Raw genomic sequence first — 26,071 nt, 5'->3', positions numbered from 1 at the left:
AATAGGGGCTGGATAAAAAAGTCTATGAGTAGAAACATCAATATAAATTGTGTTGTTAAATAAGAAAGTTAGTAGATTGCAATAGAAAGCGAAGGGAGAAATAAAATTGGCAAGTATGGTTGATCCTCATAAGAATATTTCCTTATATCTTCAAGTAAAAGATATTCTTGTTAAACGAATTCAAGAAAAGGTATGGGCTCCTAATACGTTAATTCCTACCGAACAAGAATTAATGGAAGAATTTAATGTAAGTCGTACAACTTTACGTCAGGCTATTTCTATCCTCGTGCAAGATGGACTATTAGAGAAAAGGCAAGGAAAAGGGACGATTGTAAAGTCACAACTACTTACGGGGAATGGAAGACTAAAGGGCTTTGCTGAAGAGGCAACTGATAAAGGGTTGACTCCTAATTCTAAGCTACTGCGAGTCGAATTTAAAAATGATTTATATCATGAAAAATCCATGCTAAATATTCCGGAAGATGAGGAGGTCTTAGTAATTGAACGTATTCGATTTGCTGACCATGTACCAATTGCGATTGAACGTACATGCTGGCCTGCTCATATTGGAAAGCTATTTAAAGATCAGGACTTAGATAGCGCAAAGTTTTATGAAATCCTGGAAAATAACGACATCATTTTGAAACGTGCACAAGAAAAGATCTCCGCTATTAATGCAACATTATTTGAGGCGGATTTATTAGGAATACGTGGTGGAGAAGCCATGTTAGAAAGAGAAAGATTAAGTTTTGGACTGGATGATAAACCAATTGAATTTTCTACAATGAAGTTTCGTAGTGATAAGTACCATTATAATATTGAACTTACTAGATAAATTAGAATACACCTATTATTCTAACGATTGGACAGTGATTTAGATCATTGTCCTTTTCTAATTGATATAGTTGTATATGACGTTTCGCGTAGGTCTACAAGGTACACGATTAATAAAATGAAGAGTTTTTAAGAAAATTGAAGAAAACACTTGAAATATTGTAGACGGTTTCATATTATAGTATTAAAGATACCTACTTTATTATTAAAGGTAACTACGTTTTATGCTTGAAGTGTATGTTTAAACAAGCTAGTCTGATTAGAACTTCAACTTGCATTTTTTAAAAAACTAGAATGATAATGAATTTGCAATTATGTATTTTTTTACACCTAAAGGTAACTATGTATATTTTTTTGTAATGATGAATAGTTAGTGAGTGTAGGTAGAATGAGTAGAGGAGAAAACGTCATGACAAATACAGTAATCTTATATCTTCCAATTGGAAGAAAAACATTTGATCTTGAAGCAGGAGAAATGTATCGTGATCAAAGCATGAAATGGCTTCAAGAAAGTGGCCATACGATTGTAGCCCCGAATGAAATTCTTACTTCTGTAGAGGAACTTGATCAATTTTTAGCATCAGTATCCATTGAAGTAGACACCGTTTTGTATCAAAGCGTAACATTTGCAGATGGCGAATTCATGGTTAAGGCACTAGAGTATTTTAAGGTACCAGTTATTGTCTGGTCAGTTCGAGAACCAAGTGTCGGTGGTCGTTTACGATTAAATTCGTTGACAGGTGGCAATAGCACAAGCAATGTCCTGCGTAATCATCGTCACCCATTTGCATTCGTATTTGGAAATCCAGATGAAGAGAAGTTGCAAAAGGAATTGCTTCAGAAATTCGGTGTCATGAAAGTATATAAATCTTTGAATCAATTAAAAATTGGGGTTGTTGGGGAGTATCCGCCTGGATTCTTCTTTTCAGATGCCAATGAAGGTGAACTTAAAGAAGTCCTAGGTATAACACTTCATAAGATGGACCTTCAAGAGGCATTTAAAAAGTGTGTAGAACTTCCAGAAGCAGAATGGATTGGGGAAATTGATCGGGCAGAAGAACAAGTAATTGGCTTGAATCGAGAGGATGAGACAGTCAAGAGATTCGCACAGTTCTCAACATACGTTAAAAAACAGATTAAGGAAGAAGAGATTAAATCAATCGCTATGAGATGTTGGCCGGACTTTTTCAACGAGTTAGGGGCAGCACCGTGTTCGGTATTATCACAGTTTACGGAGGATGGAATGGTTTCTTCATGTGAATCAGATATACACGGATCAATTTCTATGTATATTTTACGAGAGTTAACTGGAGGAAGTGCTCCATATTTAGGAGACTTGGTCCATGTAAATGAAGAAAAAAACTCAGTTGTATTTTGGCATTGTGGGGCTGGAGCCTACTCTCTTGCTCATCCATCTACAGGAGCAACAGCTGGTCTACATCCAAACCGTAAGATGGGATTTGCAATGGATTTCGGTTTAAAAGCTGGGGAAGTGACCATTTTCCGGGTAAGTCATACGCCAGATGGATATCGACTACTTGTCATGAAAGGCGATGCACTTGATGTGGAACAACCCTTTAGCGGAACCTCTGTTGAAGTAGCAATAACTACAGACGTTACAAGTACGCTGTATGACCTTATGAATTCTGGATATGAGCCACACTTTGCTTTAGTGTATGGTGACGTAACCAATCAGCTTATTGAACTTGGCAGATTACTTAACATTGAAACGAATGTTTTTGTCTAAGAAGTATGGTTTTTACTTCCACACTTAATGACTAGAATTTTTTATTGTTGAAGGGAGTTTTTAATAAGTGGGGAGTAGTTTTGAGCCTACTAAAAATAGTTCACTTTATATACAGGTTAAAGACTCAATTATCAAACGGATTCAGGAAAAAGTTTGGTCACCTCATTCAATGATTCCGACTGAAAATGAGTTGATGGTCGAGTTTAATGTGAGCCGAACAACAATACGACAAGCGGTCTCTATCCTTGTCCAAGAAGGAATCCTTGAGAAGAAACAGGGGAAGGGGACAATCGTAAAGCCTAGAGTTTTTGTAGGGACCTTAGGTAAGTTAAAGGGATTTGCTGAAGAAGCTTTAGAGAATGGGATTATCCCAAGCTCTAAATTGCTGTTAGTTAAAACGAGTAAAGATTTGAACTATGAAAAGTCAGTACTTAAGGTGCCGATGGAAGAAGAAATCGTTGTCATTGAACGTCTGCGTTTTGCTAATCAAACACCGATTGCAATAGAGCGCTCATGTTGGCCTTATGACATTGGAAAGTTGTTAATTGATCAGGATTTAAATGGCGCAAACTATTATGAAATATTGGAAGAGAATCATATTATTTTGACGCATGCCTTAGAGAAAATCACTTCGATTAATGCCACGTTATTTGAGGCTGATTTGCTTGGTATCCGAGGTGGTCAAGCGCTGTTAGAAATGCAAAAACTTAGTTTTGGAAGAGAAAATAGGCTAATAGAATTTACAACGACAAAATTCTGTAGTGATAAATATCAATACAATATTGAATTGGTCAGATAAGGTAATGCTTAAAAAATATAAAGGAGTGGGAACTATGACAACACTAACGACTGGTAAACAATATGGATTGTATATAAATGGGAAATGGGAACAAACCGCAGAAATGATGGAGGTATTAAATAAATATAATCAAGAGGTAACTGCTCATATTTCAGTTGCAGAAAAGGAACATGTGGATGCTGCAGTACAAGGTGCAAAAGAAGCAGTAAAAGCTCCATTTTCACCGTATGCGCGCTATGAAGTATTAATGAAAGCAGCGCAACTATTAGTCGAACGTTGTGAGGAATTTGCTCAAGTACTTGCCTTAGAAGTGGGGAAACCAATTCGCGAGTCTCGAGGGGAAATTGAGCGTGCTGCTCAAACATTAGTAATTTCAGCTGAAGAAGCTAAACGTATTCATGGCGAAGGGATTCCAGTAGAGGCAGCACCAGGTTCTGAAAATCGAATGGCTTTTACAGTTCGTGTACCTGTTGGAGTGATTGCTGCTATCACACCATTTAATGTACCAGTTAACCTAGTTTGCCATAAAATTGGTCCTGCCTTAGCAGCTGGAAACAGCGTTGTATTAAAGCCTGCAGAAGTAACACCAATTTGTGCGCTGATGTTAGCGGAATTAATGGAAGAAGCAGGTCTTCCAAAAGGTCGTCTTCAAGTATTAACAGGGGACGGTGCAAAAATCGGTGAATGGCTGTTAGAAAACAAGGATGTAAATATGTTTACGTTTACTGGAAGTCCTCGGGTTGGTGAATATATTCGCTCGAAGGCAGGATTGCGTAAAGTGGCATTGGAACTAGGAAACAACTCAGCAACAATAGTTCATAATGATGCAAATATAGAACAGGCAGCATCTTTGATCGCACAAAAAAGCTTCAATAATGCCGGTCAGGTTTGTATATCTGTCCAGCGTGTTTACGTTCAAGAAGACATTTTTGCCTCATTTATTGCTTTATTAAAGCAAAAAACTGAAAAACTTGTCGTAGGTGATCCGTCTGATGAATCAACTGACATTGGTCCTATGATTCGTATCGGTGAGGCTGAGCGTGTTGAAAGCTGGGTAAATGAGGCAGTTGAGCAAGGTGCTACAATTGCATTAGGCGGAAAGCGTAATGGTGCACTATATGAACCTACTATTCTTACACATGTAAATGACGATATGAAAGTGTGTCGCCAAGAAGTATTTGGACCAGTTGTTTCAGTTGCTACCTATAAAGAAAAAGATGAAGTTATAGCCAAAGTAAATGATTCAGATTATGGCTTACAAGCTGGTCTTTTCACAAATGATTTACAATTTGCAATGAAAGCTTCCCGTGAAATTGAGGTTGGTGGACTAATTGTAAATGACGCATCTGCATATCGTGTTGATCACATGCCATATGGTGGAGTGAAAAACAGTGGTAATGGTAAGGAAGGACCGAAGTACGCAATTGAGGAAATGACGGAAGAGCGTATTATCGTATTAAATTTATAATCATATTTTATTAGTAAAGGAATGAAGGTGAATAGAGTGGACTTTTTCCTAATCCTTATTCCGATTTTTGGTATATTTGCGCTCGGTTTTATTGGTCAAAAAAAAATAGGGTTCCATACGAAAACAATTTCGACAATGGCTCTTTATTTAATGTCACCTGTTTTGGTATTTAGAACCTTTTATACAACGAAATTCGAACTAACTTACTTATATATGACACTCTATACATTTGCGCTATGTTTTTCTCTCATTATAGTTGTCTATTTGATTGCATTTATACGAAAGTATTCAGTTAAAGAAACGTGTGGAATGATATTAGCCTCCTCCTTTATGAATAATGGTAATTACGGAACCCCCGTAGTGTTATTACTGTTTGGAGCAGCAGGCCTTGATTATGCAATCGTATTAATGGTCATTCAACAGCTCGTTATGTGTACAGTAGGTGTTTATTACGCAGCAAAAGGCAGTCCAGAAGGAGATGGCATTCGCTCTGCTATTCGGGCGGTTCAACGCATGCCAATGGTTTATGGAGCAATTTTTGGATTAATTCTCCAAATTATGAATATTAGTTTGGGGAATTCAATTTTACAAGCGGTTGACATGGTTGCCGATGCAGCTATTCCAACGGTAATGATTGTACTCGGAATGCAACTTGCTAAAATTTCAGTGAAAAAATTAGAGAGAGAAAAGGTTTCACTCTCTCTTATTACAAAGTTAGCAATATCACCAGCAATTGCCTATTTATTTACTTTGTTCCTTCCTGTTGACGTAATGGTAAAGCAAATAATGATAATAATGGCAGCAATGCCGACAGCAGCGAATACGACTATGTATGCCCTACAGTTTAATACAGAACCAGAATTTGTCTCAAGTGCAACGTTGATTAGCACATCCCTAAGTCTAGCTACTTTACCTATTATTTTTCTGATCGTTCTTTGATGTAGTCTTAACTTAAGTACCTGTTCATCTTAAAAGGCTTTCTCCCTTGATATGAATTACTTTTAACATCATTATGTTTTAGCTGGGACATTTAGGAATAAAAACAAAGGGGTGAATACAATGCCTAAGTTATTAAAATTAATGATTTTCTGGGTAATAATATTTCCAGTTACGCTAACAGGTGCTGCAGTTTTAGCTGAACTCCTCTTTGGAGCGAAGTTTGAGTTTGTACATTATGTACCAATATTTTTAGGCTGGGCTATAACGGGAATGCTCGTAGGATTGGTCATATATATAATTCAAAAGCGAAATTTGATTCGACATTAGCTAATTGTGTTTAATATCCTCATTATAAATAAACAAATGAAAACCGCTTGATGGCCAAAGCGGTTTTCATTTGTCTATATTTAAGTATAATAATTTCGCAATCAAACTGCCGCGCTACTTCGAAACCTTCTTTTCAATTAGCTTAACAAGCTTCTCCCACTGCGGGGCTTTTTTTTCCTCTATTTTCTTTGCCTTTTTCTGCTTAGCTGCCATTTCAAGAACCCCTTTTAAAGAACAAACTGATTTATCAACGATTATGAACAATTTATCTTCGATTTATCGAATTTATCTTCGAAAACAGACCATTTATCTTCGATTTTTCGCATTTATCGACTATTAGACAAATTTCGAGTTCCCCCGACAAGACTAAATCGATAAGGTAAAGAGCTCTTCAAGTTCATCTGCCGAAAGCTCAGTGATCCAATTTTCACTTTGGATAATTTCATCGTTTAATGACTGCTTCTTTTCTAGCATCTCATCAATTTTCTCTTCAATTGTCCCAGTTGTGATGAGCTTATGGACGTGGACAAATCGGTCTTGACCAATGCGATAAGCCCGGTCTGTTGCTTGGTTTTCAACGGCTGGATTCCACCAGCGATCATAATGGATGACATGATTAGCGGCCGTTAAGTTTAATCCGGTTCCGCCAGCCTTTAATGAAAGAATTAAGAATGGGTACTCCTTATTTTGAAAGGATTCAACCATACGATCACGTTCAGCCTTCATCACACTTCCATTTAAAAATAACACCTTTTCCCCAAATTCCTTTTCAAGTAAGCTTTTCATCATTTCACCCATGCCAATGTATTGCGTGAAAATAAGACAGCTTTCCTGCTGCTCACGAATATTTGTTGTTAATTCAACAAGCTTCTCAATCTTATGGGAACGTGTAACAAGCTGCTTCGGCTGCTGCTCTTTTAAATATAATGCAGGGTGATTACAAATTTGCTTTAGCTTTCCTAGCATTTTTAAAATTAATGCCTTTCGCTGCATCCCAGCAAGTGATGTTACTTGTTCAAATGTATCTTTAACAAGCTGCTCGTAAAGTGAGGCCTGTTCGATCGATAATGGAATATATTCCTTTTGCTCCTGCTTCTCAGGGAGATTTAATGCAACTTGTTCATCACGTTTCGTTCTTCTAAGCAAAAATGGTTTAATATAGCGCTGCAGCTGTTCAATTTGTTCAACATTACGTTCCTTTTCAATCGGTAATACGTAACGCTTATGAAAGCTGTGCAAACTTCCTAAATAACCGCGATTTAGAAAATCATAAATCGACCAAAGCTCAGTTAAGCGATTTTCCATAGGTGTACCAGTTAATGCAATATGATGCTGACCACGCAGCTTACGAATCGCTCGTGATTGCTTTGTATGAGCATTTTTAATATTTTGTGCTTCATCTAGACAAATCGTACTCCATGCAATTTCTGAAATTTCCTCATAATCAGCATGTGACAATCCGTACGATGTTAACACAACATCCGCGTCCTTGATCGACGGATTAAACTTTTCTCCCTTGGCACGATTTGCTCCATAATGAAGCTTCACGCGTAGATGTGGAGCAAACTTCTCAAATTCCTTCTGCCAGTTTCCAAGCACAGATGTTGGCGCAATGATCAGTGCAGGTTGTTCAGGCTGTTCTTTTTCTAATACATATGAAAAATACGCAATCATTTGAATCGTTTTTCCAAGACCCATATCATCTGCTAAACAAGCTCCAAAGGAAACACTTCGTAAAAATAACAGCCAATCAACACCGTTTTGCTGATAGGGACGTAATGTACCAAGGAATTCGTCAGGAATCGCATGTGTAGGCAGCTCACTCGTATCTGTAAGCTTTTTAAGCATGCCCCTCATTTGCTGATTTAGCTCAATTTGAATATTGGCAAAGGCACGAGTATCAAGGACTTCATCGTCATCAGCATCTACATCCTTTGCATTTAGCTCCTGATGTAAAATATCTGAAAGATGCATACCTTCCCGGTCAGCCTTTTTCAAAATTGCCTGGACCTGCTTAATAAATGCGGGATCAAGCTTTATCCATTGCCCTCTGAAATTAACAAGGCGTCGCTGCTGTGAAACAAGTGCTAGAAATTCCTCTTCACTCATTTCCACACCATTTGTTGCAAAGCGCCAATTAAAATCAATCAGTGAATTCATCCCAACAAAGGACTGTCCACGTGGAGAGGACGAGACCTTTGCTTTAAGCATAAGCTGAGATTCCTTAACAACCTGCCACCATGATGGAAGCAAGATTTCCACACCCATATTAATGAGTGTTTCACTTGCATCTGTTAAAAACAACCACGCCTCATCCTCTGTAACAAATGTTGTCCCAGTTTGAAAGCTTAACCATGGAACTACCTCGGAAAAGCGCTCCTGCTCACGCTCAATTTTGTGTTGATATGGACGCCATTTTTTTGGGAGCTCACCTTGAAAGTGGACAATTTCATCCTCATTTGCCTTGCTACGAAGAAGGATTTCAAGCTGCCACTCATCACCATCTAATTCTGGCTCATTTAACCGAAGGCCTACAGTAAACGGTGTATCATCGATATGCCAGCCAATTTTCTCGTGGAAATCCGTCTCATCGATAAAATGCCCTTGGAAGGTTGTTAAGACAGGATAAGCATTAACAATATCAGACCAGGCATCATGTAGAACACGATCGTTGTTAATTAAGTCGGTAAGCGCAGCTGAGAACCACTCTAACGCGAAGCCTTCTAATTCGTTTTCAGTATCCTTAAAGCGTGTCACACCTTGCTTCCAGCCTGAAAAATCAGGAGCATATTGCCCATTTGCAATCAGCTCATAGATGGAGTGTGCCTCATTCGCTAGTTTTTCAGCATCCTCTGATAACGTTATTGTCGCAAGCGAATTATACGTTTCTTTTCCAAGCAGCTCGACCATCATCCATGGTGACAGCTGCACCGCGGGCATCCCGATATAGCTAATGTCTTCCAAATTTGTTCCATAAAAGGAGGACTCATGCCAGGTGAAAAGGTAGCGGGTAAATTCAGCAATTTCTAATGGGCTGTCATCATGCTCTGATGTACAATACACATAAAAATGATAGTCCTCAATTTGCTCCGCATGAATGACAATGTTAACCGTATTAATCATGAATTAGCTTCCCCTTCTTAAGTTCTTCTTTAAAGGCACGAAGACGCTTATGCTCCTCTGAAAGATGCTGGATATAATTTTCCCACGCTTCTTCCTTTTTTAACTTTTTATATTGGGATTTAATGCGTTTTAAGTAACGTACAGCCATTTTATAGTTTTCCCTTGTTTTCATGCCAATTTCATCCTGAACTGATTTCACATAAAGCGGCAAAAGTACACCTGGTTCACTTTTTTCAATGTCCTTTAAAACATAGGAATCCATTTCATTGAGCGAAAACCCTAATAAGGTTTGGAGCTCAATCCATGTTTTATACTGCTCTTTATCAAGCAGAAAATCATGATACTCGGCATAGCTAAATGGAAGCATTTTACGACAAGCTTTTTCAAAAAGCGGATCATCCTTTGTTGCGTTTCCATACTGCTTAATTAATTGCAGCATATAGCGAATCGTTTGTCGTTTTTCCTCAAAGGGCAGTGAACTATTTATATATTCTGTCGAACTGTTCATCATGTAAGAAACCCAACCTGAAAGGCGCTTCCAATTCTTCTTTTTCAAAATATCCTCAATCCAGTTAAATGTAAATGGCAATGCAGCTGGAGTCAGTTTACCCAAATTGGTGAAAATCTGCTCATCACGGGATTGAAGAAAATCCATATGCATTAAAGCTGTTTCCATTTCTACTGCAAAATCTGATCTCAGTTTTTGCTCTTGTTCAAGACGCTCCTCAAGCCACTCTCGCTCAATCGAGATAAACTTATCACGTCTTAATAACTCAATCCAAAGCAATTGATAAAGATTGCCCCGTTCATACTGGTAGTGCTTGCTCGTATAAAGAAGCTCCCTAAAACGCTCGACACTATCAACCAAAAGTGGATCAAGCGCAAATGGCAATGCGTAACGCTTCATCTCACGGATCGCTATTTGAACATTATCGATCAGCTGATCAATAAATGGATAAATAATATGTTGTAACATATAGTCAGTTGGCTTCGTCTCATTAATAAGATGCAATATTTTTAAAAACACAGTCACCGATGCTTGCACAATAAAAAATTGCTTCATCTCAGGAGACTTAGGTGCCTTTTTTTTAATAGAAGAATAATACAGATGAAAAAGACTCTGAAAAAGCTGGTGATTTGAAGGAACCTGCTCATACCATTCATCATACTCACGATCAAAAAACGCAATCCAGCTTGCTAAGGATGAATCTTCATAATCTTTTTCCGGTTTAAAGAATGAGCTAGCCTTCCGAACATGCTTTAGTACATCATCGACCGGTTTATCCTCTTTCCATAGGTCAACAAACGTTCCGACGCGGTCAACGCTTGCATATACATAAAGGAAAGTAGCTATCCGGTGCCTGCAAATAGTAGATGAAGGACACGTACAAGTACTCATTACAAAATCGTCTAAATCTAGCTCAACTTGAACACTTGTAACATCCTGAACCCTTGCCGAAACAGTATGACTAGTTGTGCTTACATTATAAATACTGCCTTGTCGAAATAAGATGAGTCCTTTTTTAATTAAATTCCGATCATCCTCATCCTTATGAGAAAGCAATTGTTTAATTTGTTCACCGGCACCAAGCACAAGCTCTTTACTAAGTTCACGACCAAGCATATACAATGAACCCCTTTCATATGAAAAGCTAAAGGCCTAACTTAAACATCTCGGGCTTACACGAGAGGCTAGACGCTAGAGCTAGAAATAAATCTATGTACAAAGAATGTAAACTGTTCTTCAAATAAAAAACCTAATTCTTCTATTATAACTCATAATGATTTGTTCAAAAAGGTTTAGGGCGAGATTAAACAGGGGACATAAAAAAGAAGCAACAATCGAATTGTTTGTTCGTGAGAAGAAGTTAAGTTAATGATGAGTAAAAATCGCACAAAACAACACACTAAATTTTACAGTAGTAGGTATATCCTAAAAATGGCATGATCTAGATTTATTATTTTCTTGCAAGTTTTTTTGTTTGCAAGTATAATAGTCCCGTATTGTCTGAAATTGTAAAAAAAGAAAGGGATTTGTAAAAATGAAAGATAGTCAGCTAAAACAAGAAGAGCTGCTGCAAATTCTGTTACGCGCTCACGATAAAGGCGAAAAAACAAACGATATTACAACCAACGAATTATTAGAGGATCTAATCTCTCAAATAAAAAAAGTATACGCATCATAAAAATGCGAGCACCCTGGGTGCTCGCATTTTTTGGCTTTATTTGGGGACATTTTAAATGGGGACAGTCCCCCACTGCGTTAAAGTGGTAAATGAGGGACAGTCCCCCACAACGTTAAAGCGCTAAAGAAAACTTCTTTATTCTACAACTAAACCTATCAAAAAAATCAGGCTTAAACTAAAATACCATTTTCATTCACATCTTTCTGCCAACCTGTTTATACTATACTACGGTTCAAAAAAATAGATTTAATGAATCGGACCAAAATCTATAAAAACAAGGAGGAATGCACAATTGCAAGTAAAAGATTTATTCGATTTATCAAATAAAACAGCAATTGTTACAGGTGGAGGTAGAGGCTTAGGTGAAATTATGGCCCACGCTATTGCTGAAGCTGGTGCAAATGTTGTTGTTTGTTCACGTGACCTAAAGGCATGTGAAGCTGTAAGTGATGCCTTGGTAAAAAAAGGTGTTTACTCGCTAGCATATGAGTGTGATGTAACGGTAAAAGAAGATATCGAACATGTAGTAGATGAAACAGTGAAGCACTTTGGAACAATTGATATTCTAATCAACAATAGCGGTACATCATGGATCTCACCAATTCTCGACATGCCAGCAGACAAATGGGACAAAGTCATGGCTGTAAACGTCAAAGGTGTTTTTTTATTTTCACAAGCAGTAGCAAAAGTAATGGCAAAACAAAAATCAGGAAAAATCATCAACATTGCCTCCGTATCAGGCTTTGGAGGCACACTAGAATCCTTCATGAACACAACCGCCTATAACACCAGCAAAGGTGCAGTCATGACATTCACAAAAGACTTAGCCGTAAAACTAGCACCCCACAACATTCAAGTCAACGCAATCGCCCCAGGCTTCTTCCCAACAAAACTATCAAAACCCGTACTCGACCACTTCAGCGAACCCGTCCTAGCTCGCACACCAGCAGGCAGAATCGGCGAAGAAAACGACATCAAAGGCGCCACACTATTCCTCGCCTCCCAAGCATCCAACTATATCATCGGCCATACTCTAGTAATTGATGGTGGAATGACAGCCCTAGCTTAGAGAGGACGCATGGAGGGGACGCGCATAGCAGGGGACAGTCCCCAAAAAGCTGCTGCATTGTGCATTGTGGAGAGTCCTCTAGCGTTAGGGGGACTGTCCCCAACGCAACAATCTCTCGACGCAATCAAGGATTCTATAGAAATAAGGAGTGGATAATACATTATTGGGGACAGTCCCCAATAAAAGTCCCCCAATCCAAAAAGGAGTGATCAACCAACATGTCAAACGATAAGGCAAACGAATTTTATAAAGATTTAAAGAAGCTTGCTCAAGGAGGAGAATCACTGCTGAATGAATTCATTCAAAAGTGGCTAAATCAAGAAGAACTAACTCGTCTGGTAGGGAATAACTCAAACATGACAGGCGAAATCATAAAACGACTTCAGAAATATCAAGACCTCGTAACAACGGCACTAAAAATCCCAACAAAAGATGACATCGCAAATGTTGCAAAGCTTGTTCTCCAATCAGAAGATAAACTAGAACTAATAGAAGAGCAATTTCAAAAGCTTCAAAATTCCTTAGGAAATAATTGTGCAGAAAAGGCGCAGGTTCTAGCAGATACATTAGACAAATTAAACGAAAAAGTAGAGTGTCTCTCACATCGCTTAAGAGAAATAGAGCCTGAAAAAGAAAGACACACTAAAAAATCCTCAAGCTCAAAAGAGGAAAAACTAGCATTCCTAAAAGAACAGTTACAAATTAAATTAAACGAAAGCACATCAAAAATGGTAGAAAATGTCCTAAATCAAGAATCTCCACTTACAGCATTAAAGCGGAGATTGAAAAAACGTGGCTAACCACGATAATTACAAAATAGAACTAGAAGAAGCAAAACGCTGGAAAGGCTTTTTAAGCCAATGGGATGATCAAAAGCCTAAAGTAGGGCAAACACCGAAAGAAGCAATTTGGAGAAAAAACAAAGCCACACTCTGGCACTATCCCTCACCCAATAAACAATTTAAAACACCACTTTACCTTATCTACTCTCTCATAAACGAACCATACATCCTTGACCTCGGTCCAAACATGAGCATGATTGAAGCATTTGGAAAAGAAGGCTATGAAGTATACCTAATAGATTTTGGCATACCAGGCTATGAAGATAAAGATATGACATTAGATGACTACTTCACACGCTATATCCAGCCCGGGGCAAAACGAGCATTATCCCATTCAAAAGCAGAAGCCCTCACAGTCATGGGCTTTTGCTTAGGCGGAACCTTAGCCGCGATCTACGCGGCAATTGCTGATGAACCGATTAAAAACCTTGTTCTTCTAACAACACCAGTTGATTTTAGTAATGTGCCTGTCCTTGATAAATGGGCAGAGGCCTTCAAGCACGGCTCTCTAGACCTTGAACCCGCAATAGACGCATTAGGTCTAATACCTGCCTCAGCCATATGGGCAGGTATGCGCCTCGTGACCTCTCCGATCTATTTCAGCCCGCAAGCATCATTACTGCAAAAAAGCTATGATGACAACTTTGTAGAACGCTGGCGTCGCTTCAATATGTGGGCAGAGGGGCACATCCCATTACCAGGTGCAACACTTAAGCAACTATTAAACGACCTAGGAAAAGAAAACAAGCTAATAAACAACAAACTCAAGATTAACAACAAACACGCCTCACTCAAAAACATCAAAGCCAATCTATTATCCATCTCAACAACCTATGACCGACTCGTACCAGAAGAACAAATCAAACCAATCATGAAACACGTAACAAGCAAAGACAAAACCCACCTAAGCATAGAAGGTGGGCACGCCTCAATCGCCCTCACTGGAAAAATCCCAGACTATCTTTCAAGTTGGTTAAAAGATAGGTCCTAGGATTAATTGGGGACAGTCCCCCATCAAGCGGGGACTGTCCCCAACTTTGTAAAAATCTCCACCTTTTTTATTCGAAAAATGGAAAATCACACTTAAAATTTAAAAAACCCTCTCTTAAGGGACAGTCCCCCAAAAAAGGTATGTTTCAATTTATAACGAACTTTACCTAAGAAAGATCATTCCATCAAAAAGAAGAAAGGTGTGTAACAATGGCTAGACAAAATCGAATATGTTTCCCTGGCGCAACCTACCACATAACGGCAAGGGGAAACAATAAAAACACAATATTTCATGACGAAAGAGATTACTTTAAGTATTTGGAATATGTGAAAGAAACCAATAGTAGATACCCCTTCTTGCTTCACTCCTATTGTTTAATGCCCAATCATCTTCACCTCCAAATTGAGACACCACAAGAATCTATCAGTAAAATTATGAAACTTATCCAAATGAGATATGCAATGTACTTTAATAAAAGATACTCATTAGTAGGTCATGTGTTTCAAGAAAGGTTTGGTTCAAAGATAATCCTAAACGCATCCTACTTCATGACAGTTAACCGATACATCCATTTAAATCCAGTAAAAGCAAACATCGTTAAAAAACCAGAAGATTATAAATGGAGTAGCTACACTACATACATCACCCCAAATAAAAACCCGCTTGTAACGACCAGCAAAACCCTATCCTACTTTACAAACTCAAATATTCAATTATATAAAGATTACATCGAAGAAACGAAGGAAGAAATCGAACTTTAATCTGATTGGGGGGACAGTCCCCACATCCATCACAGTCCCCACATCCATCAAAGGGACAGTCCCCCCAAACAACTTCCTCTACCATTTCCCACCAACATCGACTACAATAACTAAAAAACGCTTTCACAACCAAAGGTGGGATAAAATGCACTATTTCCGTCGTTTCCTATACATATCAACCTTTCTAGTATTCTTACTAACTGCTTTTCTAACACTATATTACGGCAAAGAAACGTTTCATTTTGCTGAGGGGACAGTCCCCACTCAAGCATTGGGGACTGTCCCCAACAATACCTACCACTTCGTCCTAATCCCAGAAGAACTCGACAACGACTACTGGCGCTTGGTCGAAGAGGGTGCGCGCGATGCTGCCGAGTATCATAACGTGTATTTAGAATACTTAGGCCCAAAACAAGCCAACAATGATGAGCACTTAAAAACAATTGATATGGCCATCGCAGGGCTCGTTGATGGCGTGATCACTCAAGGCTTAGGGGGAGAAGCGGAGTTCGAAAAGCTCGTCACAAAGGCAAAGGAAAAGCTCATCCCTGTCGTAACGATTGACACAGATGCGCCAAACAGTGACCGCGCTGTCTACGTGGGCACCGATAACTATTACTCTGGATTTCTCGCCGGCAAAGCGATCATTAATGACACAACTGGCCGACAACAAGTTGCCATCATCACCGGCCGCCTCGATGCTTCACATCAAAAGCTTCGTGTCCAAGGCTTCAAAGATGCGGTAGCAACTGAAAAGCGGATCAAAATCATAACAGTTGAGGAGTCAAACATTACCGAAATCGGGGCTGTCGAAGCGGCACATAAAATACTTAAAGCACACCCAGCAATTACAGCCTTCTACGGCACAAGTGCGCTCGACGGCATTGGCATTGCCCAGGTCGTGAAAAATGCAAAAGCAGAAAAAGACCTTTACATCATCGGCTTCGACATCCTTCCTGAAACACTTGAATACATAGAAGAAGGAACAATCGAAGCAACAGTTGTCCAATTCCCATATCAAATGGGCTATGAGGCAGTTGAAAAGATGATCGAACTCAACAAAGGAGAGGACCTTGAACCACTCCAGCATACAGATACAAAGGTAATCCATAAAGAGGATCTCCCAATTTCACCTGCAGCAATAGGCGGAGGGCAACAGCCATGACTAGAATTCAAAACAAAATTTTACTATACTTTCTTGCTTTTGTAGTTTTATTTAACGTCGTATCCTATTCGATTTACCTAAGCAGCTCACAAATTGTTTCCGAATATCACGGTAGCTTTGAGCGCTTTTTACTGTTCAATGAAATCACTCAACAATCAACGCAAATCTATGAAAAAATCAATGCCTATGTTGTCGAAAAAGACCAGGTGTTTATCGATGAATATGAAGACATAAAAAAGCGCCTCCAAAAAAACAACGAAAGTCTAGCAGAAGATGCGATGACAGGCATTAATAAAGAAGAACTCGAAAAATACCAAAGAATGATTAAAAACCTAATCTTTGAAAGTGACGTCACAATCGCAGCAGTGCGCTTTGGCAACCTTGACCAATACACAACACATGCAAAAGAAGTGCGCAACATCTCGTCCTACATACTCGAATCCACCCTCCAGCTCTTAAACCTAGAGCTAGCGGATTATCAAATGTTTTATCAGGAAATGGAGGAGCGCAGACATGCATTCAAATGGTTCACAATAAATTTATTCAGCTCAACCCTGCTTTTTGCGATTTTAGTAGCCGTTTGGTTTTCGCGCGGACTAACAAGGCCACTTCGCAGTTTATCAAAAGCAGCAAAGGAAATCTCAGAAGGCAACTTCGATGGCCCACCGATTAAGGTGAAAACAAATGACGAGGTCAAGGTACTAAGTGATTCCTTCCAACACATGCGTGAAAACATTAAACAACTTATTGATGAAATAAAGGAAAAATCAGAGCTCGATCAATTACTAAAGGAGCTCGAACTTAAGCATCTACAAAACCAAATCAACCCGCATTTCTTATTCAATACGCTGAATACAATTTCAAGAACCGCGTATTTAGAAGATGCAACTGTTACATCGCGCCTAATTCAATCTGTCTCAACCCTATTACGCTCAAGCCTAGGCGACATCAATAAAACCGTAACCTTAAGAGCAGAAACAAACGTCGTCAAAGAATACTTTTACATCCAACAAACAAGATTTGCAGAACGTATATCTTTTGAAACACATATTGATGAAAGCTGCTTAGACGTAAAAATACCAAGCCTAACGCTACAGCCATTGGTAGAAAACTCCTTCATACATGGGGTCGAGAAACTGGAAGAGGGTGGTGTGATCAGTCTATCAATCTATCACAAGCACGACGAGGTCATAATAGAGGTAGGCGACAATGGAATCGGAATGGATGAGCAAAGAAAACAACAAATTCTATCAAAAGCTCAGACCCATTTACATGAAGAGCATAGCGGGCACTCAACAGGCATCGGTCTGCGCAATGTCATCAAGCGACTAGAGCTAGTATACAAGAAGCCAGGAATATTAGAGATTCATTCAGAAAAAAACAAGGGCACAACTATTAAAATCAAACTGCCAAATACAATAGAGGTATAAAGCGAACAAGGGGGATAAGCAATGAACATCATCATTGTCGACGATGAAATCATCGAACGAAAAGCAATGAGAAAATTTATTGAGGAAAGCTTTACACACATCAAAGTGGTGGGTGAAGCAGCAAACGGCAGACTTGCCATCGAACAAGCCAAAATACATAAACCAGACATCATGTTCATGGATATCCACATGCCAGGAATCGATGGTCTTGAAGCGATCAGACAGATTCTTCAAGAGCTGCCAAAAACAAAATTCATTATGGTTTCTGCCTATAACTCGTTTGAATACGCGAAAGAAGCGATGAAGCAGGGGGTAAAAGAATACATCTTAAAACCAAGCAACAAACAAGAAACCCTTGAAGCCATAATAAGAGTTGAACAAGAAATCAACCAAGAAAAGCTGCAGCTGATTGAATCTCAAAAGCTTACAGAACAACATATCATCACAGCGATTATTCAAAATGAACAAACAACAGATATTGAAACAATGTATAAAAATTATTATCAAAACGCATCTATGGCATTTTTTCAAGTTTTCACACAGAGCAAACCAGCACTCATCACAAACCTCCTAAAGGAAAAAGCACCATTCCCATATATCGAAAAGGAACTAGGAGACAAGCATGCAGTACTATTTATTACGGATAAAAAATCAGCGCATCACGTTAAAGCAGATGCGCTCACATTAGCGCGCACAATGAGCCAAGCCCTGCCCACATCAACTACAATCGGCATTGGCAACCCATTTGCTCAGCTAGACAAATTGTCAATATCCTATCAGCAAGCATTATTGGCATCTGCCCAACTAACAAAGGAGGCCAATGTATCCTACGGCTATCCCTTAACAGAGGAAAACGTTGAGGACGGGACATTAATAAAGCTCGAAAAGTCCTTAGTCAATGAAATCCAAGCAGGCAGACTTGAGCAAGCAAACGACTACTTCCATTTATATTACGATTATCTAAGCAAAGAAACAGATGAAAAGAACATGATCCATATTCTCGGAGAATGGGGCATTCGTTTGAAACAGTCATTAGAGAGCCAAGGGATAAAGATACGTGACATCCCGATATTAGAAGCGCAAACAAAGCAGGACTTTCTTAAGCTCATCCGGCAATTTTGTGAAAAAATCACCCTTCAAAAAGAAGGAAACGACTCAATCACTATGGCAAAACACTTTATCCATGCCCATTATCAAGAATCCTTCAGCCTTGAGGATGTGGCCGCCTACGTAGATTTAACACCAACCTATTTTACAAAACTGTTCAAAGAGCAAACAAAGCTAACCTTTATCGACTATGTAACAGCATACCGAATCGAAAAAGCAAAGGAGCTCTTACTGCAAACAAAGCTCAGCTTAAAAGAAATCGCCTATGAAGTTGGCTATAAGGATCCAAATTACTTTAGTCGTGTGTTTAAAAAATGGACAAACCGAACACCAAAGCAATATCGCAAGCCCGATGGTGCAACCACAAAATAATACAGAAATAAATAAAATAGTGCAGAAGTTTTCTAGAAAGAACAGATGCACTGACCTATATAATGGGGTAGGTAAGCGATTTCAACATAAACAAGGGGGATGCAAGATGAAAAAGAGTTTCCTTTTATCATTATTTTTAATATTTACATTGATCGTATCTGCATGTAGCTCAAATTCGAGCACAGAAGAAAAACCAGAGGGCAACAACGAAGAAGGTGGCGGTGACGCATCCGCACCATTAGATATCTTTAGCTGGTGGACAGGTGCAGGTGAAGAAGACGGGTTAAAAGCATTATTGGCATTGTTTGAAGAGGAGTACCCAGATGTACCAATTGAAAACGCAGCCGTAGCTGGTGGAGCAGGGACTAATGCAAAGGCAGTACTCGCCAGCCGTATGCAGGGTGACGATCCTCCGGCAACATTCCAAGTTCATGGTGGTGCCGAGCTTAATGAAGGCTGGGTAGCAGCAGGAAAAATGGAAACGCTTAATGACTTCTATGAAGCGGAAGGCTTAAACGATAAATTCCCACAAGACTTAATTGACATGGTAAGTAAAGATGGCGACATCTACTCTGTACCTGTAAATATTCATCGTGGAAACGTATTATGGTACAACAAAAAAGTATTTGAAGATAACGGCTTAGAAGCACCAACAACTTTTGATGAGTTTTTTGAAGTAGCAGACGCATTAAAAGCAAAAGGCATCACACCGTTAGCGCTAGGTGACAAAGAGCCTTGGACAGCAACACATCTATATGAAACAGTGCTTTTAGGAGTACTAGGCAGTGAAGACTACGGCAAGCTTTGGACAGGTGAACTAGCATTTGATGATGCAAAAGTAGTAGAAGCAACTGAAATCTTCAAAAAAATGCTTTCATATATAAACGATGACCACAGCTCACGCAACTGGCAGGATGCTTCGCAATTAGTAGCAAACGGTGAAGCAGCAATGAACGTAATGGGCGACTGGGCAAAAGGCTACTTAGTAAATGACTTAAAACTAGGAGTAAATGAAGACTTTGGCTATGTGCCAACACCAGAAACTGAAGGACTCTTCATGGTCATCACCGACACATTCGGCCTACCAAAAGGCGTTGACAACCCTGAAGGAGTCAAAAAATTCCTAAGCGTACTAGCATCAGTTGAAGGCCAAGACGCATTCAACCCATTAAAAGGCTCAATCCCAGCACGTATTGATGCAGACGTAACAAAATACGACCAATACGGAAAAGACACAATGGTAGACTTCAAAGCAGCCAAACTAGCACCAAGCCTAGCCCACGGATCAGCAGCATCCGAAGGCTTCCTAACAAAAGTAAACCAAAACATCAACATCTTTGTCACACAACAAAACACAGACCAATTCACACAAGAAATGACAACTGCAGCTGCAGAACTTAAATAATTTGAGTAATTTGGGGACAGTCCCCAAATTACGTAAGGGGACTGTCCCCAAAAGCAAAAACAAGCACCCAATAGCAAAGGGACAAAAAGTGGGGACAGTCCCCACCAACAATAAAACCAGTCCACACAAGCAATGGAGACAATTTCATCTAAAAAAGAGGGACAGTCCCCCCACACCGTAATAGGGACTGTCCCCCAAACCAATATCTCCACCCAAAACAACGCCTCACAAGGAGGAGAACCAATGCAAACAGTCAAACCTTATCCACAACAGAACACGGTTGCATCCCTAGCTAAAAAGAAGAAGCTATCAAGTGATCATCTTATGGCCATCGCATTTATCTTGCCATCATTTTTACTTATCCTGATCTTTGTATACGGCTTTATCGGATGGACTGGTTATGTATCATTTAGTAATTGGAACTCACTCGTTCCTGACTTTTCATTCGTAGGCTTAAAAAACTACATCTATTTATTCCAAGATTTCCGTTTCCAAGCCGATTTACGGAACACGATCTTTTTCACAGTCCTATTCATCGGTCTTGTGATCATAAGCGGCATGGGTTTAGCCGTTCTGTTAGATCAAAAAATCAAAGCCGAACCAGTCTTCAGAAACCTGTTTTTTTTCCCAATGGCATTATCATTCGTTGTAACAGGTGTTGTCTGGCAATGGCTTTTAAATCCATCAACAGGTGTAAACTTATTTTTAAACAAACTCGGCTTAAGCCCGAAATGGTACACAGACACAAACATTCTAGCAGGCTTTCAGTGGGGAAAAATAGAATTCGGAATTCCGGCTGCACTGATCGCGGTTGTAATCGCAGCGGTTTGGCAAATGACAGGCTTCTCTCTTGCGATGTATTTAGCGGGCCTACGTGGAATCCCTGACGAGGTAAGGGAAGCGGCACGTATGGATGGGGCATCAGAATTCCTCATCTATCGAAAAATCATTTTACCATTATTACAACCAATTACAGTAAGTGTTATCATTATCATGGCCCATATTTCCTTGAAAATTTTTGATCTAATCTATGCGATGACTGGCCCTGGCGCAAACTTCGTAACAGACGTCCCAGGTGTCTACATGTTCGAAACAACCTTCCGTGGCAATTATTACGCAAACGGTGCAGCCATTGCGATTATCATGCTCGTATCTGTGGCAATCTTCATCGTGCCATATTTAATCAACAGCAGAAAGGCGGAGGCATAAAATGGTTCTTCAACGAATGAGCAAACCAATCATCTACCTAATTTTAATCGCCATGAGTCTCTTCTTTCTCATGCCTGTTTACGTCATGATCATCACAAGCCTAAAACCTTTTGACGAAGTAACACTAGCAACAATGTGGCAGCTTCCAACCACACTCGACTTCAGTGGTTACTCAGAAGCATTCACAAAACTATCGCCAAACTTAATCAACTCATTTTATCTCGTCATCCCAGCCACATTGCTATCAGCAATCCTAGGCGCGATGAACGGATATGTCCTTGCAAAATGGAAATTTAAAGGTGCAGACGTCTTATTCACGGTCATTTTATTCGGTATGTTCATCCCGTACCAAAGCATTCTAATCCCATTAATCCAATTCTTACGTGAAATCGGACTTTACAACACAATCCCAGGATTAGTTTTCGTTCACGTCGTCTACGGCTTACCAATCACAACACTGATGTTCCGTAACTTTTACGCAAATATTCCAGACGAAATGATCGAATCAGCGCAAATCGATGGGGCAGGATTCATCGGAATCTTCCGTCACATCATGATTCCACTTTCGATTACAAGCTTTGTTGTTGTAGCAATTTGGCAATTTACAAATATATGGAATGAATTCCTTTTCGCCGTAACCATTACAACCTCTGACCAACAGCCGATCATGGTTGCCTTACAAAACCTTTCGGGAAGTCAGATTGTCCATTGGAACGTGCAAATGGCTGGGGCATTATTAGCAGCGCTGCCGACCTTGCTAGTTTATATTCTACTTGGAAAATACTTTGTAAAAGGGCTGCTAGCCGGTTCTGTAAAAGGATAAAAATAAATAGACAGATCCTTACAAACTAACTGTAAGGGTCTTTTTCGATCCAATACATTTAGAACAGTAGTACTCTGAAAATTCATTTTTAATGATTAGCGATAAACACCAATAAGTTGTAAAATGATGTAGAAGGAGGTGAAGGAACGATGGAAGAAAGATTAAATAGGATCGAAGAAATGTTAACTAACCTGATGAAAATGGTAGGAAGCATGCGGGAAGAACAGACTTCAATGAAACAAGAATTAACTTCAATAAAGGAAGAACAAACATCAATGAAGGAAGAGCAAACTTCGACTCGAGTTGAATTAAACGCTCTGAAAGAGGAACAAAAATCAATGCGAATCGAAAATGCGGAACGTCATAAGGAAATCATAAGTAGATTTGAATCACTTGAAGCAGATCACGAGTTCACATGGGAAAAGACAGTTCGAAATGAAAGAGAAATTGCAAAAGTAAAAAAGCAATTTGAACTGTGAACGGATCAAAATCCCCCAAATCCCTCTATACGCTTCAGATCCAGAGAAAAAACGATTAATATAACTCCTCAATTAAAAATTCCATTATAAGAAGTAGTCTCCTTACATAAATAGTAGGTTGCTACTTCTTTTTTATATAACAACCCTATTCCCCCTGTTAAAATAGAACTATATCAACAAAAGGCGGTGTATCTATGAGCATAAATAGAAACGATCCTTGTATATGTGGTAGCGGAAAAAAGTATAAGAAATGCTGTATGAATAATAACGTAGTATCACTGAATCATATTCGTGATGGTGAATTAAATAAACTACAGTTTGAATTGTTGGCTTTTGCTAATAACGAGCATGAAAGCTTACTAACTGATGTGTTAGATGATTTTCTAGATGATGAAGATTTACTTGAGGAAGAGGAAGAACTTCTTACATTTTTCCTAACTGTTTGGTCAATCTTTTCGATTAGATCTGATCATGGTCAATCGATCTTTAGTCAGTTCATTGAGGAGAAAAAGAGAGAGAAAACATTGCGTAGTTCTACACTCAATCAGCTAGAAGCGTGGGATCAAACAACTGCCTCTCTTTCAATCATAACGGACATCATCGACGATCTCCATCTAGTGGTTGAGGACATCTTTACAAATGAAAAGAAGCAGGTCAAGCTAACTGAAAAAAATGAATATCTCGAAGTGGGTGGATCACTTCTTGGCTTTTTGCTTCCATATGGGACTGAATTTACTTATTTCACGGAGTACCTTGACTTCGACGCGAATGAAACACCAATTCTGACTTCAGAGATTTTAAATATCTTTGATGAAAGTGAATACGCAATACACGAGTCATTTATGTTGGATGCCTTTCCGAGCATTATTATAAGTATTATTGTAGGCGAAATGGGCGAGGGCCCAGACATTGAACAAATAAATTGGGAGAACCCAAAGTATGAAGCCGTAGCAAAATTGTACAATGAGAAAAATGAGGAAGAAGATCTACCAAAGCAATTCCGGGATTTAGGTATCACGTTGTGGTATATCTTCTGTACAAAGGAAAAACCAGTTATCCGTAAACCTGAAGTTTATGCTTCAGCATTACACTATTTTATAGACCAAAAAGTACCTTATTTTACTTTCAATACACAAGCTGAACTAGCTGAGATTTATCAAGTAAGCAAAGGTTCTTTATCAAAAGCGTATCATCAGCTTGAAAAAAGCTTAGCAAGTGAGTTAGCAGATCTGTATGATTTCATGGAGGAAGAAGATGATTCATACTACTTACCTGACTATGATCTAGACGATTTTGATGAGGATGATTTTGAGGAAATAGACGATGATGAAATTGATCTTGAAGACCTTTTTTCTGAAGATGAAGAATCTCCTTTTAATAAAAAGCGGAAATAAGTGCTAGGTTTATTAAATGAAAAACGCCTTTCCTATTTTAACCAATGGGAAAGGCATCACTTCACGTAAAATCAACTTTAGTTCAACAATAATGTGAATAATGCGGTTAAAATAAATGTAACAACTGGGAAAGAGATATACAAAAGCGTTTTATTTCGCTTTTTAACTCTAGCAATTTCCTCAGGTGTTGCCCAATAATGGTTTGACATCAAATTGTTCTCCTTTTAGGTATGATGGTAGCTGGCTAGCTTTGCCCTAAGGCAGAGGCCCCTAAAGCTTTGCGTCATCACTTTTAAGTGATTTTGCCATTTTTTCTTATATCGGCTGAAATATGTCGAATTTTGTAGGTCTTTTGACCTATTATGAACTTTTAATGTATTTTAGGATGAAACTCTTATGAAAAAAGGTACCAAGCCTTTTAGATATAATAATAAAAATGCAGAGGGACAGTCCCCACCAATGTCCCTCCCACAAAATATCACCCCAAAAAAAGATAGAAACTAACAATAAAAAACGCTTTCAATATTTCCCTACCCTGATAAACTAAATATAGATATTCGATTGACTCTAGTAATAGAGGAGATTGAAGGAATAATAGATACCTAAATTGGGGACAGTCCCCCAACGCTTTAAAGCGATGAGGGACTGTCCCCGACACACACAAGGAGGAACCAAAATGTACACAATCGGAATCGACCTAGGCGGCACAAACCTGCGCATCGGTCTCTTCAACGAACAAGGTGAAATCATCGAGGAGCACAGCCGCCCAACAGAGGCAGAAAAGGGACCGGAATATGCGGTCAATAATATGACAGAAGTGATTGACAAGTTAAAGACACAATACGAAATCAAAGCAGTTGGCATAGGCTCTCCAGGTCCTCTCAACGCATTCGAAGGCGTCATCATCGAGCCACCAAACCTACCAGGCTGGGTAAACATTCCACTTGTAAATATGCTAGAGGAAAAAATAGGTTTACCAGTAAAACTAGAAAACGACGCAAATGCAGCTGCTCTTGCAGAGGCAACACTTGGCGCAGGAAAAGGAGCTAGCAGCGTGTTTTTTGTAACCGTTAGCACCGGAGTTGGTGGAGGGTACGTTAACAATGGCCAGCTCGTCTCAGGTGCCCAAGGAAATTGCGGGGAAATAGGCAACATGATCGTCAATCCAGATCCGAATGCTTACCAAGGACCTGGTCTAAATAAAGGTGCGTTAGAGGGTCTCGCAAGCGGCACTGCAATTGGTCGCATCGGACAAGAACGCCTAGGCATAACCAACGGCGCCCAGGGAGTGTTCCAACTTGCAGAACAAGGTGACAAAGCTGCACAAGAGATTCTCGACGAAGCGATCAATTACCTTGCGATTGGTCTCGCAAATATCGTTCACACAGTAAACCCAGAAGTAATCGTCATCGGCGGCGGTGTGATGAAATCCAAAGACCTTATTCTCGAACCATTAATTGAAAAAACAAAGCAGTATTTGTATCCAAGCTTAAGAGAATCCTTCATCCTAAAGCCAGCTTTATTGGATCAAAAGGCGGGTTTAATTGGTGCAGGACTGTTACCTAAATAAAAAAATAATCCCTCTCACGTAATTGAGAGGG

General features: G+C 39.3%; 23 protein-coding genes and 1 riboswitch. Of the genes, 20 read left to right on the top strand and 3 right to left on the bottom strand.

The window, feature by feature from the left end; genetic code table 11:
• The first annotated feature begins 115 nt into the window (after positions 1-115).
• From HUW50_RS07750 to HUW50_RS07725, 6 genes are all read left to right on the top strand, one after another.
• Positions 116-835 (top strand): GntR family transcriptional regulator, encoded by a 720-nt coding sequence (locus HUW50_RS07750; RefSeq protein ID WP_066328940.1) that lies wholly within the window; start codon positions 116-118, stop codon positions 833-835.
• A gap of 408 nt (positions 836-1,243) precedes the next feature.
• On the top strand, positions 1,244-2,581 hold the full coding sequence (gene sftI / locus HUW50_RS07745) for a sulfoquinovose isomerase (protein ID WP_066328737.1): 1,338 nt from the start codon (positions 1,244-1,246) through the stop codon (positions 2,579-2,581).
• 67 nt (positions 2,582-2,648) lie between these two features.
• Complete coding sequence (locus HUW50_RS07740) at positions 2,649-3,380, top strand: GntR family transcriptional regulator (RefSeq protein ID WP_066328741.1); 732 nt, start codon at positions 2,649-2,651, stop codon at positions 3,378-3,380.
• Between the two features lie 34 nt (positions 3,381-3,414).
• A complete protein-coding gene (locus HUW50_RS07735; protein WP_066328746.1) occupies positions 3,415-4,848 on the top strand; it encodes an aldehyde dehydrogenase family protein in 1,434 nt (477 codons plus the stop codon).
• A gap of 36 nt (positions 4,849-4,884) precedes the next feature.
• Positions 4,885-5,787: an AEC family transporter gene (locus HUW50_RS07730; RefSeq protein ID WP_066328749.1), complete on the top strand. Its 903-nt coding sequence runs from the start codon at positions 4,885-4,887 to the stop codon at positions 5,785-5,787.
• Positions 5,788-5,907: 120 nt separating this feature from the next.
• On the top strand, positions 5,908-6,114 hold the full coding sequence (locus HUW50_RS07725) for a hypothetical protein (RefSeq protein ID WP_066328750.1): 207 nt from the start codon (positions 5,908-5,910) through the stop codon (positions 6,112-6,114).
• A 366-nt stretch (positions 6,115-6,480) separates the two neighbouring features.
• On the opposite strand, the gene HUW50_RS07720 is transcribed toward HUW50_RS07725, so the two are convergent.
• Both HUW50_RS07720 and HUW50_RS07715 read right to left on the bottom strand, forming a co-directional pair.
• Complete coding sequence (locus HUW50_RS07720) at positions 6,481-9,237, bottom strand: DEAD/DEAH box helicase (RefSeq protein ID WP_066328752.1); 2,757 nt, start codon at positions 9,235-9,237, stop codon at positions 6,481-6,483.
• Positions 9,230-10,861 (bottom strand): SWIM zinc finger family protein, encoded by a 1,632-nt coding sequence (locus HUW50_RS07715; protein WP_066328754.1) that lies wholly within the window; start codon positions 10,859-10,861, stop codon positions 9,230-9,232. The genes HUW50_RS07720 and HUW50_RS07715 overlap by 8 nt, the downstream gene beginning before the upstream one ends.
• A gap of 418 nt (positions 10,862-11,279) precedes the next feature.
• Here HUW50_RS07715 and HUW50_RS07710 point away from each other — a divergent pair, with 418 nt between their 5' ends.
• The 13 genes from HUW50_RS07710 (at position 11,280) to HUW50_RS07650 (ending at position 24,470) form a co-directional block, all read left to right on the top strand.
• A complete protein-coding gene (locus HUW50_RS07710) occupies positions 11,280-11,423 on the top strand; it encodes a YwzD family small protein (protein ID WP_185653808.1) in 144 nt (47 codons plus the stop codon).
• Positions 11,424-11,715: 292 nt separating this feature from the next.
• Positions 11,716-12,492: an SDR family oxidoreductase gene (locus tag HUW50_RS07705; RefSeq protein ID WP_066328759.1), complete on the top strand. Its 777-nt coding sequence runs from the start codon at positions 11,716-11,718 to the stop codon at positions 12,490-12,492.
• A gap of 218 nt (positions 12,493-12,710) precedes the next feature.
• Entirely contained in the window at positions 12,711-13,292 is a 582-nt protein-coding gene (locus tag HUW50_RS07700; protein ID WP_066328762.1) for a hypothetical protein, read from the top strand.
• Positions 13,285-14,325 carry an alpha/beta fold hydrolase gene (locus HUW50_RS07695; protein WP_260445672.1) on the top strand — a complete coding sequence of 347 codons (1,041 nt, stop codon included), beginning with the start codon at positions 13,285-13,287 and terminating at the stop codon, positions 14,323-14,325. Before HUW50_RS07700 ends, HUW50_RS07695 begins: the two co-directional genes overlap by 8 nt.
• Before the next feature lie 209 nt (positions 14,326-14,534).
• A complete protein-coding gene (locus tag HUW50_RS07690; protein WP_066328766.1) occupies positions 14,535-15,086 on the top strand; it encodes an REP-associated tyrosine transposase in 552 nt (183 codons plus the stop codon).
• A gap of 145 nt (positions 15,087-15,231) precedes the next feature.
• Positions 15,232-16,251, top strand: coding sequence for a sugar-binding protein (locus HUW50_RS07685; protein WP_066328768.1), 1,020 nt, complete (start codon positions 15,232-15,234; stop codon positions 16,249-16,251).
• Entirely contained in the window at positions 16,248-17,681 is a 1,434-nt protein-coding gene (locus HUW50_RS07680; RefSeq protein ID WP_066328771.1) for a sensor histidine kinase, read from the top strand. Before HUW50_RS07685 ends, HUW50_RS07680 begins: the two co-directional genes overlap by 4 nt.
• Before the next feature lie 21 nt (positions 17,682-17,702).
• On the top strand, positions 17,703-19,160 hold the full coding sequence (locus tag HUW50_RS07675) for a response regulator (RefSeq protein WP_066328772.1): 1,458 nt from the start codon (positions 17,703-17,705) through the stop codon (positions 19,158-19,160).
• 106 nt (positions 19,161-19,266) lie between these two features.
• A complete protein-coding gene (locus tag HUW50_RS07670; protein WP_066328774.1) occupies positions 19,267-20,565 on the top strand; it encodes an ABC transporter substrate-binding protein in 1,299 nt (432 codons plus the stop codon).
• 243 nt (positions 20,566-20,808) lie between these two features.
• Complete coding sequence (locus HUW50_RS07665; protein ID WP_066328778.1) at positions 20,809-21,774, top strand: carbohydrate ABC transporter permease; 966 nt, start codon at positions 20,809-20,811, stop codon at positions 21,772-21,774.
• A 1-nt stretch (position 21,775) separates the two neighbouring features.
• A complete protein-coding gene (locus HUW50_RS07660; RefSeq protein WP_066328781.1) occupies positions 21,776-22,597 on the top strand; it encodes a carbohydrate ABC transporter permease in 822 nt (273 codons plus the stop codon).
• Between the two features lie 149 nt (positions 22,598-22,746).
• Positions 22,747-23,076, top strand: coding sequence for a hypothetical protein (locus HUW50_RS07655; protein ID WP_066328785.1), 330 nt, complete (start codon positions 22,747-22,749; stop codon positions 23,074-23,076).
• A gap of 194 nt (positions 23,077-23,270) precedes the next feature.
• Entirely contained in the window at positions 23,271-24,470 is a 1,200-nt protein-coding gene (locus HUW50_RS07650) for an SEC-C domain-containing protein (RefSeq protein ID WP_066328787.1), read from the top strand.
• 77 nt (positions 24,471-24,547) lie between these two features.
• On the opposite strand, the gene HUW50_RS27015 is transcribed toward HUW50_RS07650, so the two are convergent.
• Entirely contained in the window at positions 24,548-24,679 is a 132-nt protein-coding gene (locus HUW50_RS27015; RefSeq protein WP_260445671.1) for a hypothetical protein, read from the bottom strand.
• Between the two features lie 23 nt (positions 24,680-24,702).
• Positions 24,703-24,787, bottom strand: a riboswitch (cyclic di-GMP riboswitch).
• A 320-nt stretch (positions 24,788-25,107) separates the two neighbouring features.
• Here HUW50_RS27015 and HUW50_RS07645 point away from each other — a divergent pair.
• Positions 25,108-26,040 carry an ROK family protein gene (locus tag HUW50_RS07645; RefSeq protein WP_311774053.1) on the top strand — a complete coding sequence of 311 codons (933 nt, stop codon included), beginning with the start codon at positions 25,108-25,110 and terminating at the stop codon, positions 26,038-26,040.
• The last annotated feature ends 31 nt before the right edge of the window (positions 26,041-26,071 follow it).

The sequence above is a fragment of the Metabacillus sp. KUDC1714 genome (assembly GCF_014217835.1).
GTDB lineage: Bacteria > Bacillota > Bacilli > Bacillales > Bacillaceae > Metabacillus > Metabacillus rhizosphaerae.
The sequence above is the reverse complement of the archived record's forward strand: the minus strand, read 5'-3'. Positions and strand labels throughout refer to the sequence as shown.

What these genes read in the sequence shown, in the direction of transcription:
- HUW50_RS07750 (WP_066328940.1), top strand. Translation starts at nt 116, where the DNA reads ATGGTTGATCCTCATAAGAATATTTCCTTATATCTTCAAGTAAAAGAT.
- sftI (WP_066328737.1), top strand. Translation starts at nt 1,244, where the DNA reads ATGACAAATACAGTAATCTTATATCTTCCAATTGGAAGAAAAACATTT.
- HUW50_RS07735 (WP_066328746.1), top strand. Translation starts at nt 3,415, where the DNA reads ATGACAACACTAACGACTGGTAAACAATATGGATTGTATATAAATGGG.
- HUW50_RS07725 (WP_066328750.1), top strand. Translation starts at nt 5,908, where the DNA reads ATGCCTAAGTTATTAAAATTAATGATTTTCTGGGTAATAATATTTCCA.
- HUW50_RS07720 (WP_066328752.1), bottom strand. Translation starts at nt 9,237, where the DNA reads ATGATTAATACGGTTAACATTGTCATTCATGCGGAGCAAATTGAGGAC.
- HUW50_RS07715 (WP_066328754.1), bottom strand. Translation starts at nt 10,861, where the DNA reads ATGCTTGGTCGTGAACTTAGTAAAGAGCTTGTGCTTGGTGCCGGTGAA.
- HUW50_RS07710 (WP_185653808.1), top strand. Translation starts at nt 11,280, where the DNA reads ATGAAAGATAGTCAGCTAAAACAAGAAGAGCTGCTGCAAATTCTGTTA.
- HUW50_RS07700 (WP_066328762.1), top strand. Translation starts at nt 12,711, where the DNA reads ATGTCAAACGATAAGGCAAACGAATTTTATAAAGATTTAAAGAAGCTT.
- HUW50_RS07690 (WP_066328766.1), top strand. Translation starts at nt 14,535, where the DNA reads ATGGCTAGACAAAATCGAATATGTTTCCCTGGCGCAACCTACCACATA.
- HUW50_RS07685 (WP_066328768.1), top strand. Translation starts at nt 15,232, where the DNA reads ATGCACTATTTCCGTCGTTTCCTATACATATCAACCTTTCTAGTATTC.
- HUW50_RS07680 (WP_066328771.1), top strand. Translation starts at nt 16,248, where the DNA reads ATGACTAGAATTCAAAACAAAATTTTACTATACTTTCTTGCTTTTGTA.
- HUW50_RS07675 (WP_066328772.1), top strand. Translation starts at nt 17,703, where the DNA reads ATGAACATCATCATTGTCGACGATGAAATCATCGAACGAAAAGCAATG.
- HUW50_RS07670 (WP_066328774.1), top strand. Translation starts at nt 19,267, where the DNA reads ATGAAAAAGAGTTTCCTTTTATCATTATTTTTAATATTTACATTGATC.
- HUW50_RS07665 (WP_066328778.1), top strand. Translation starts at nt 20,809, where the DNA reads ATGCAAACAGTCAAACCTTATCCACAACAGAACACGGTTGCATCCCTA.
- HUW50_RS07660 (WP_066328781.1), top strand. Translation starts at nt 21,776, where the DNA reads ATGGTTCTTCAACGAATGAGCAAACCAATCATCTACCTAATTTTAATC.
- HUW50_RS07655 (WP_066328785.1), top strand. Translation starts at nt 22,747, where the DNA reads ATGGAAGAAAGATTAAATAGGATCGAAGAAATGTTAACTAACCTGATG.
- HUW50_RS07650 (WP_066328787.1), top strand. Translation starts at nt 23,271, where the DNA reads ATGAGCATAAATAGAAACGATCCTTGTATATGTGGTAGCGGAAAAAAG.
- HUW50_RS27015 (WP_260445671.1), bottom strand. Translation starts at nt 24,679, where the DNA reads ATGTCAAACCATTATTGGGCAACACCTGAGGAAATTGCTAGAGTTAAA.
- HUW50_RS07645 (WP_311774053.1), top strand. Translation starts at nt 25,108, where the DNA reads ATGAGGGACTGTCCCCGACACACACAAGGAGGAACCAAAATGTACACA.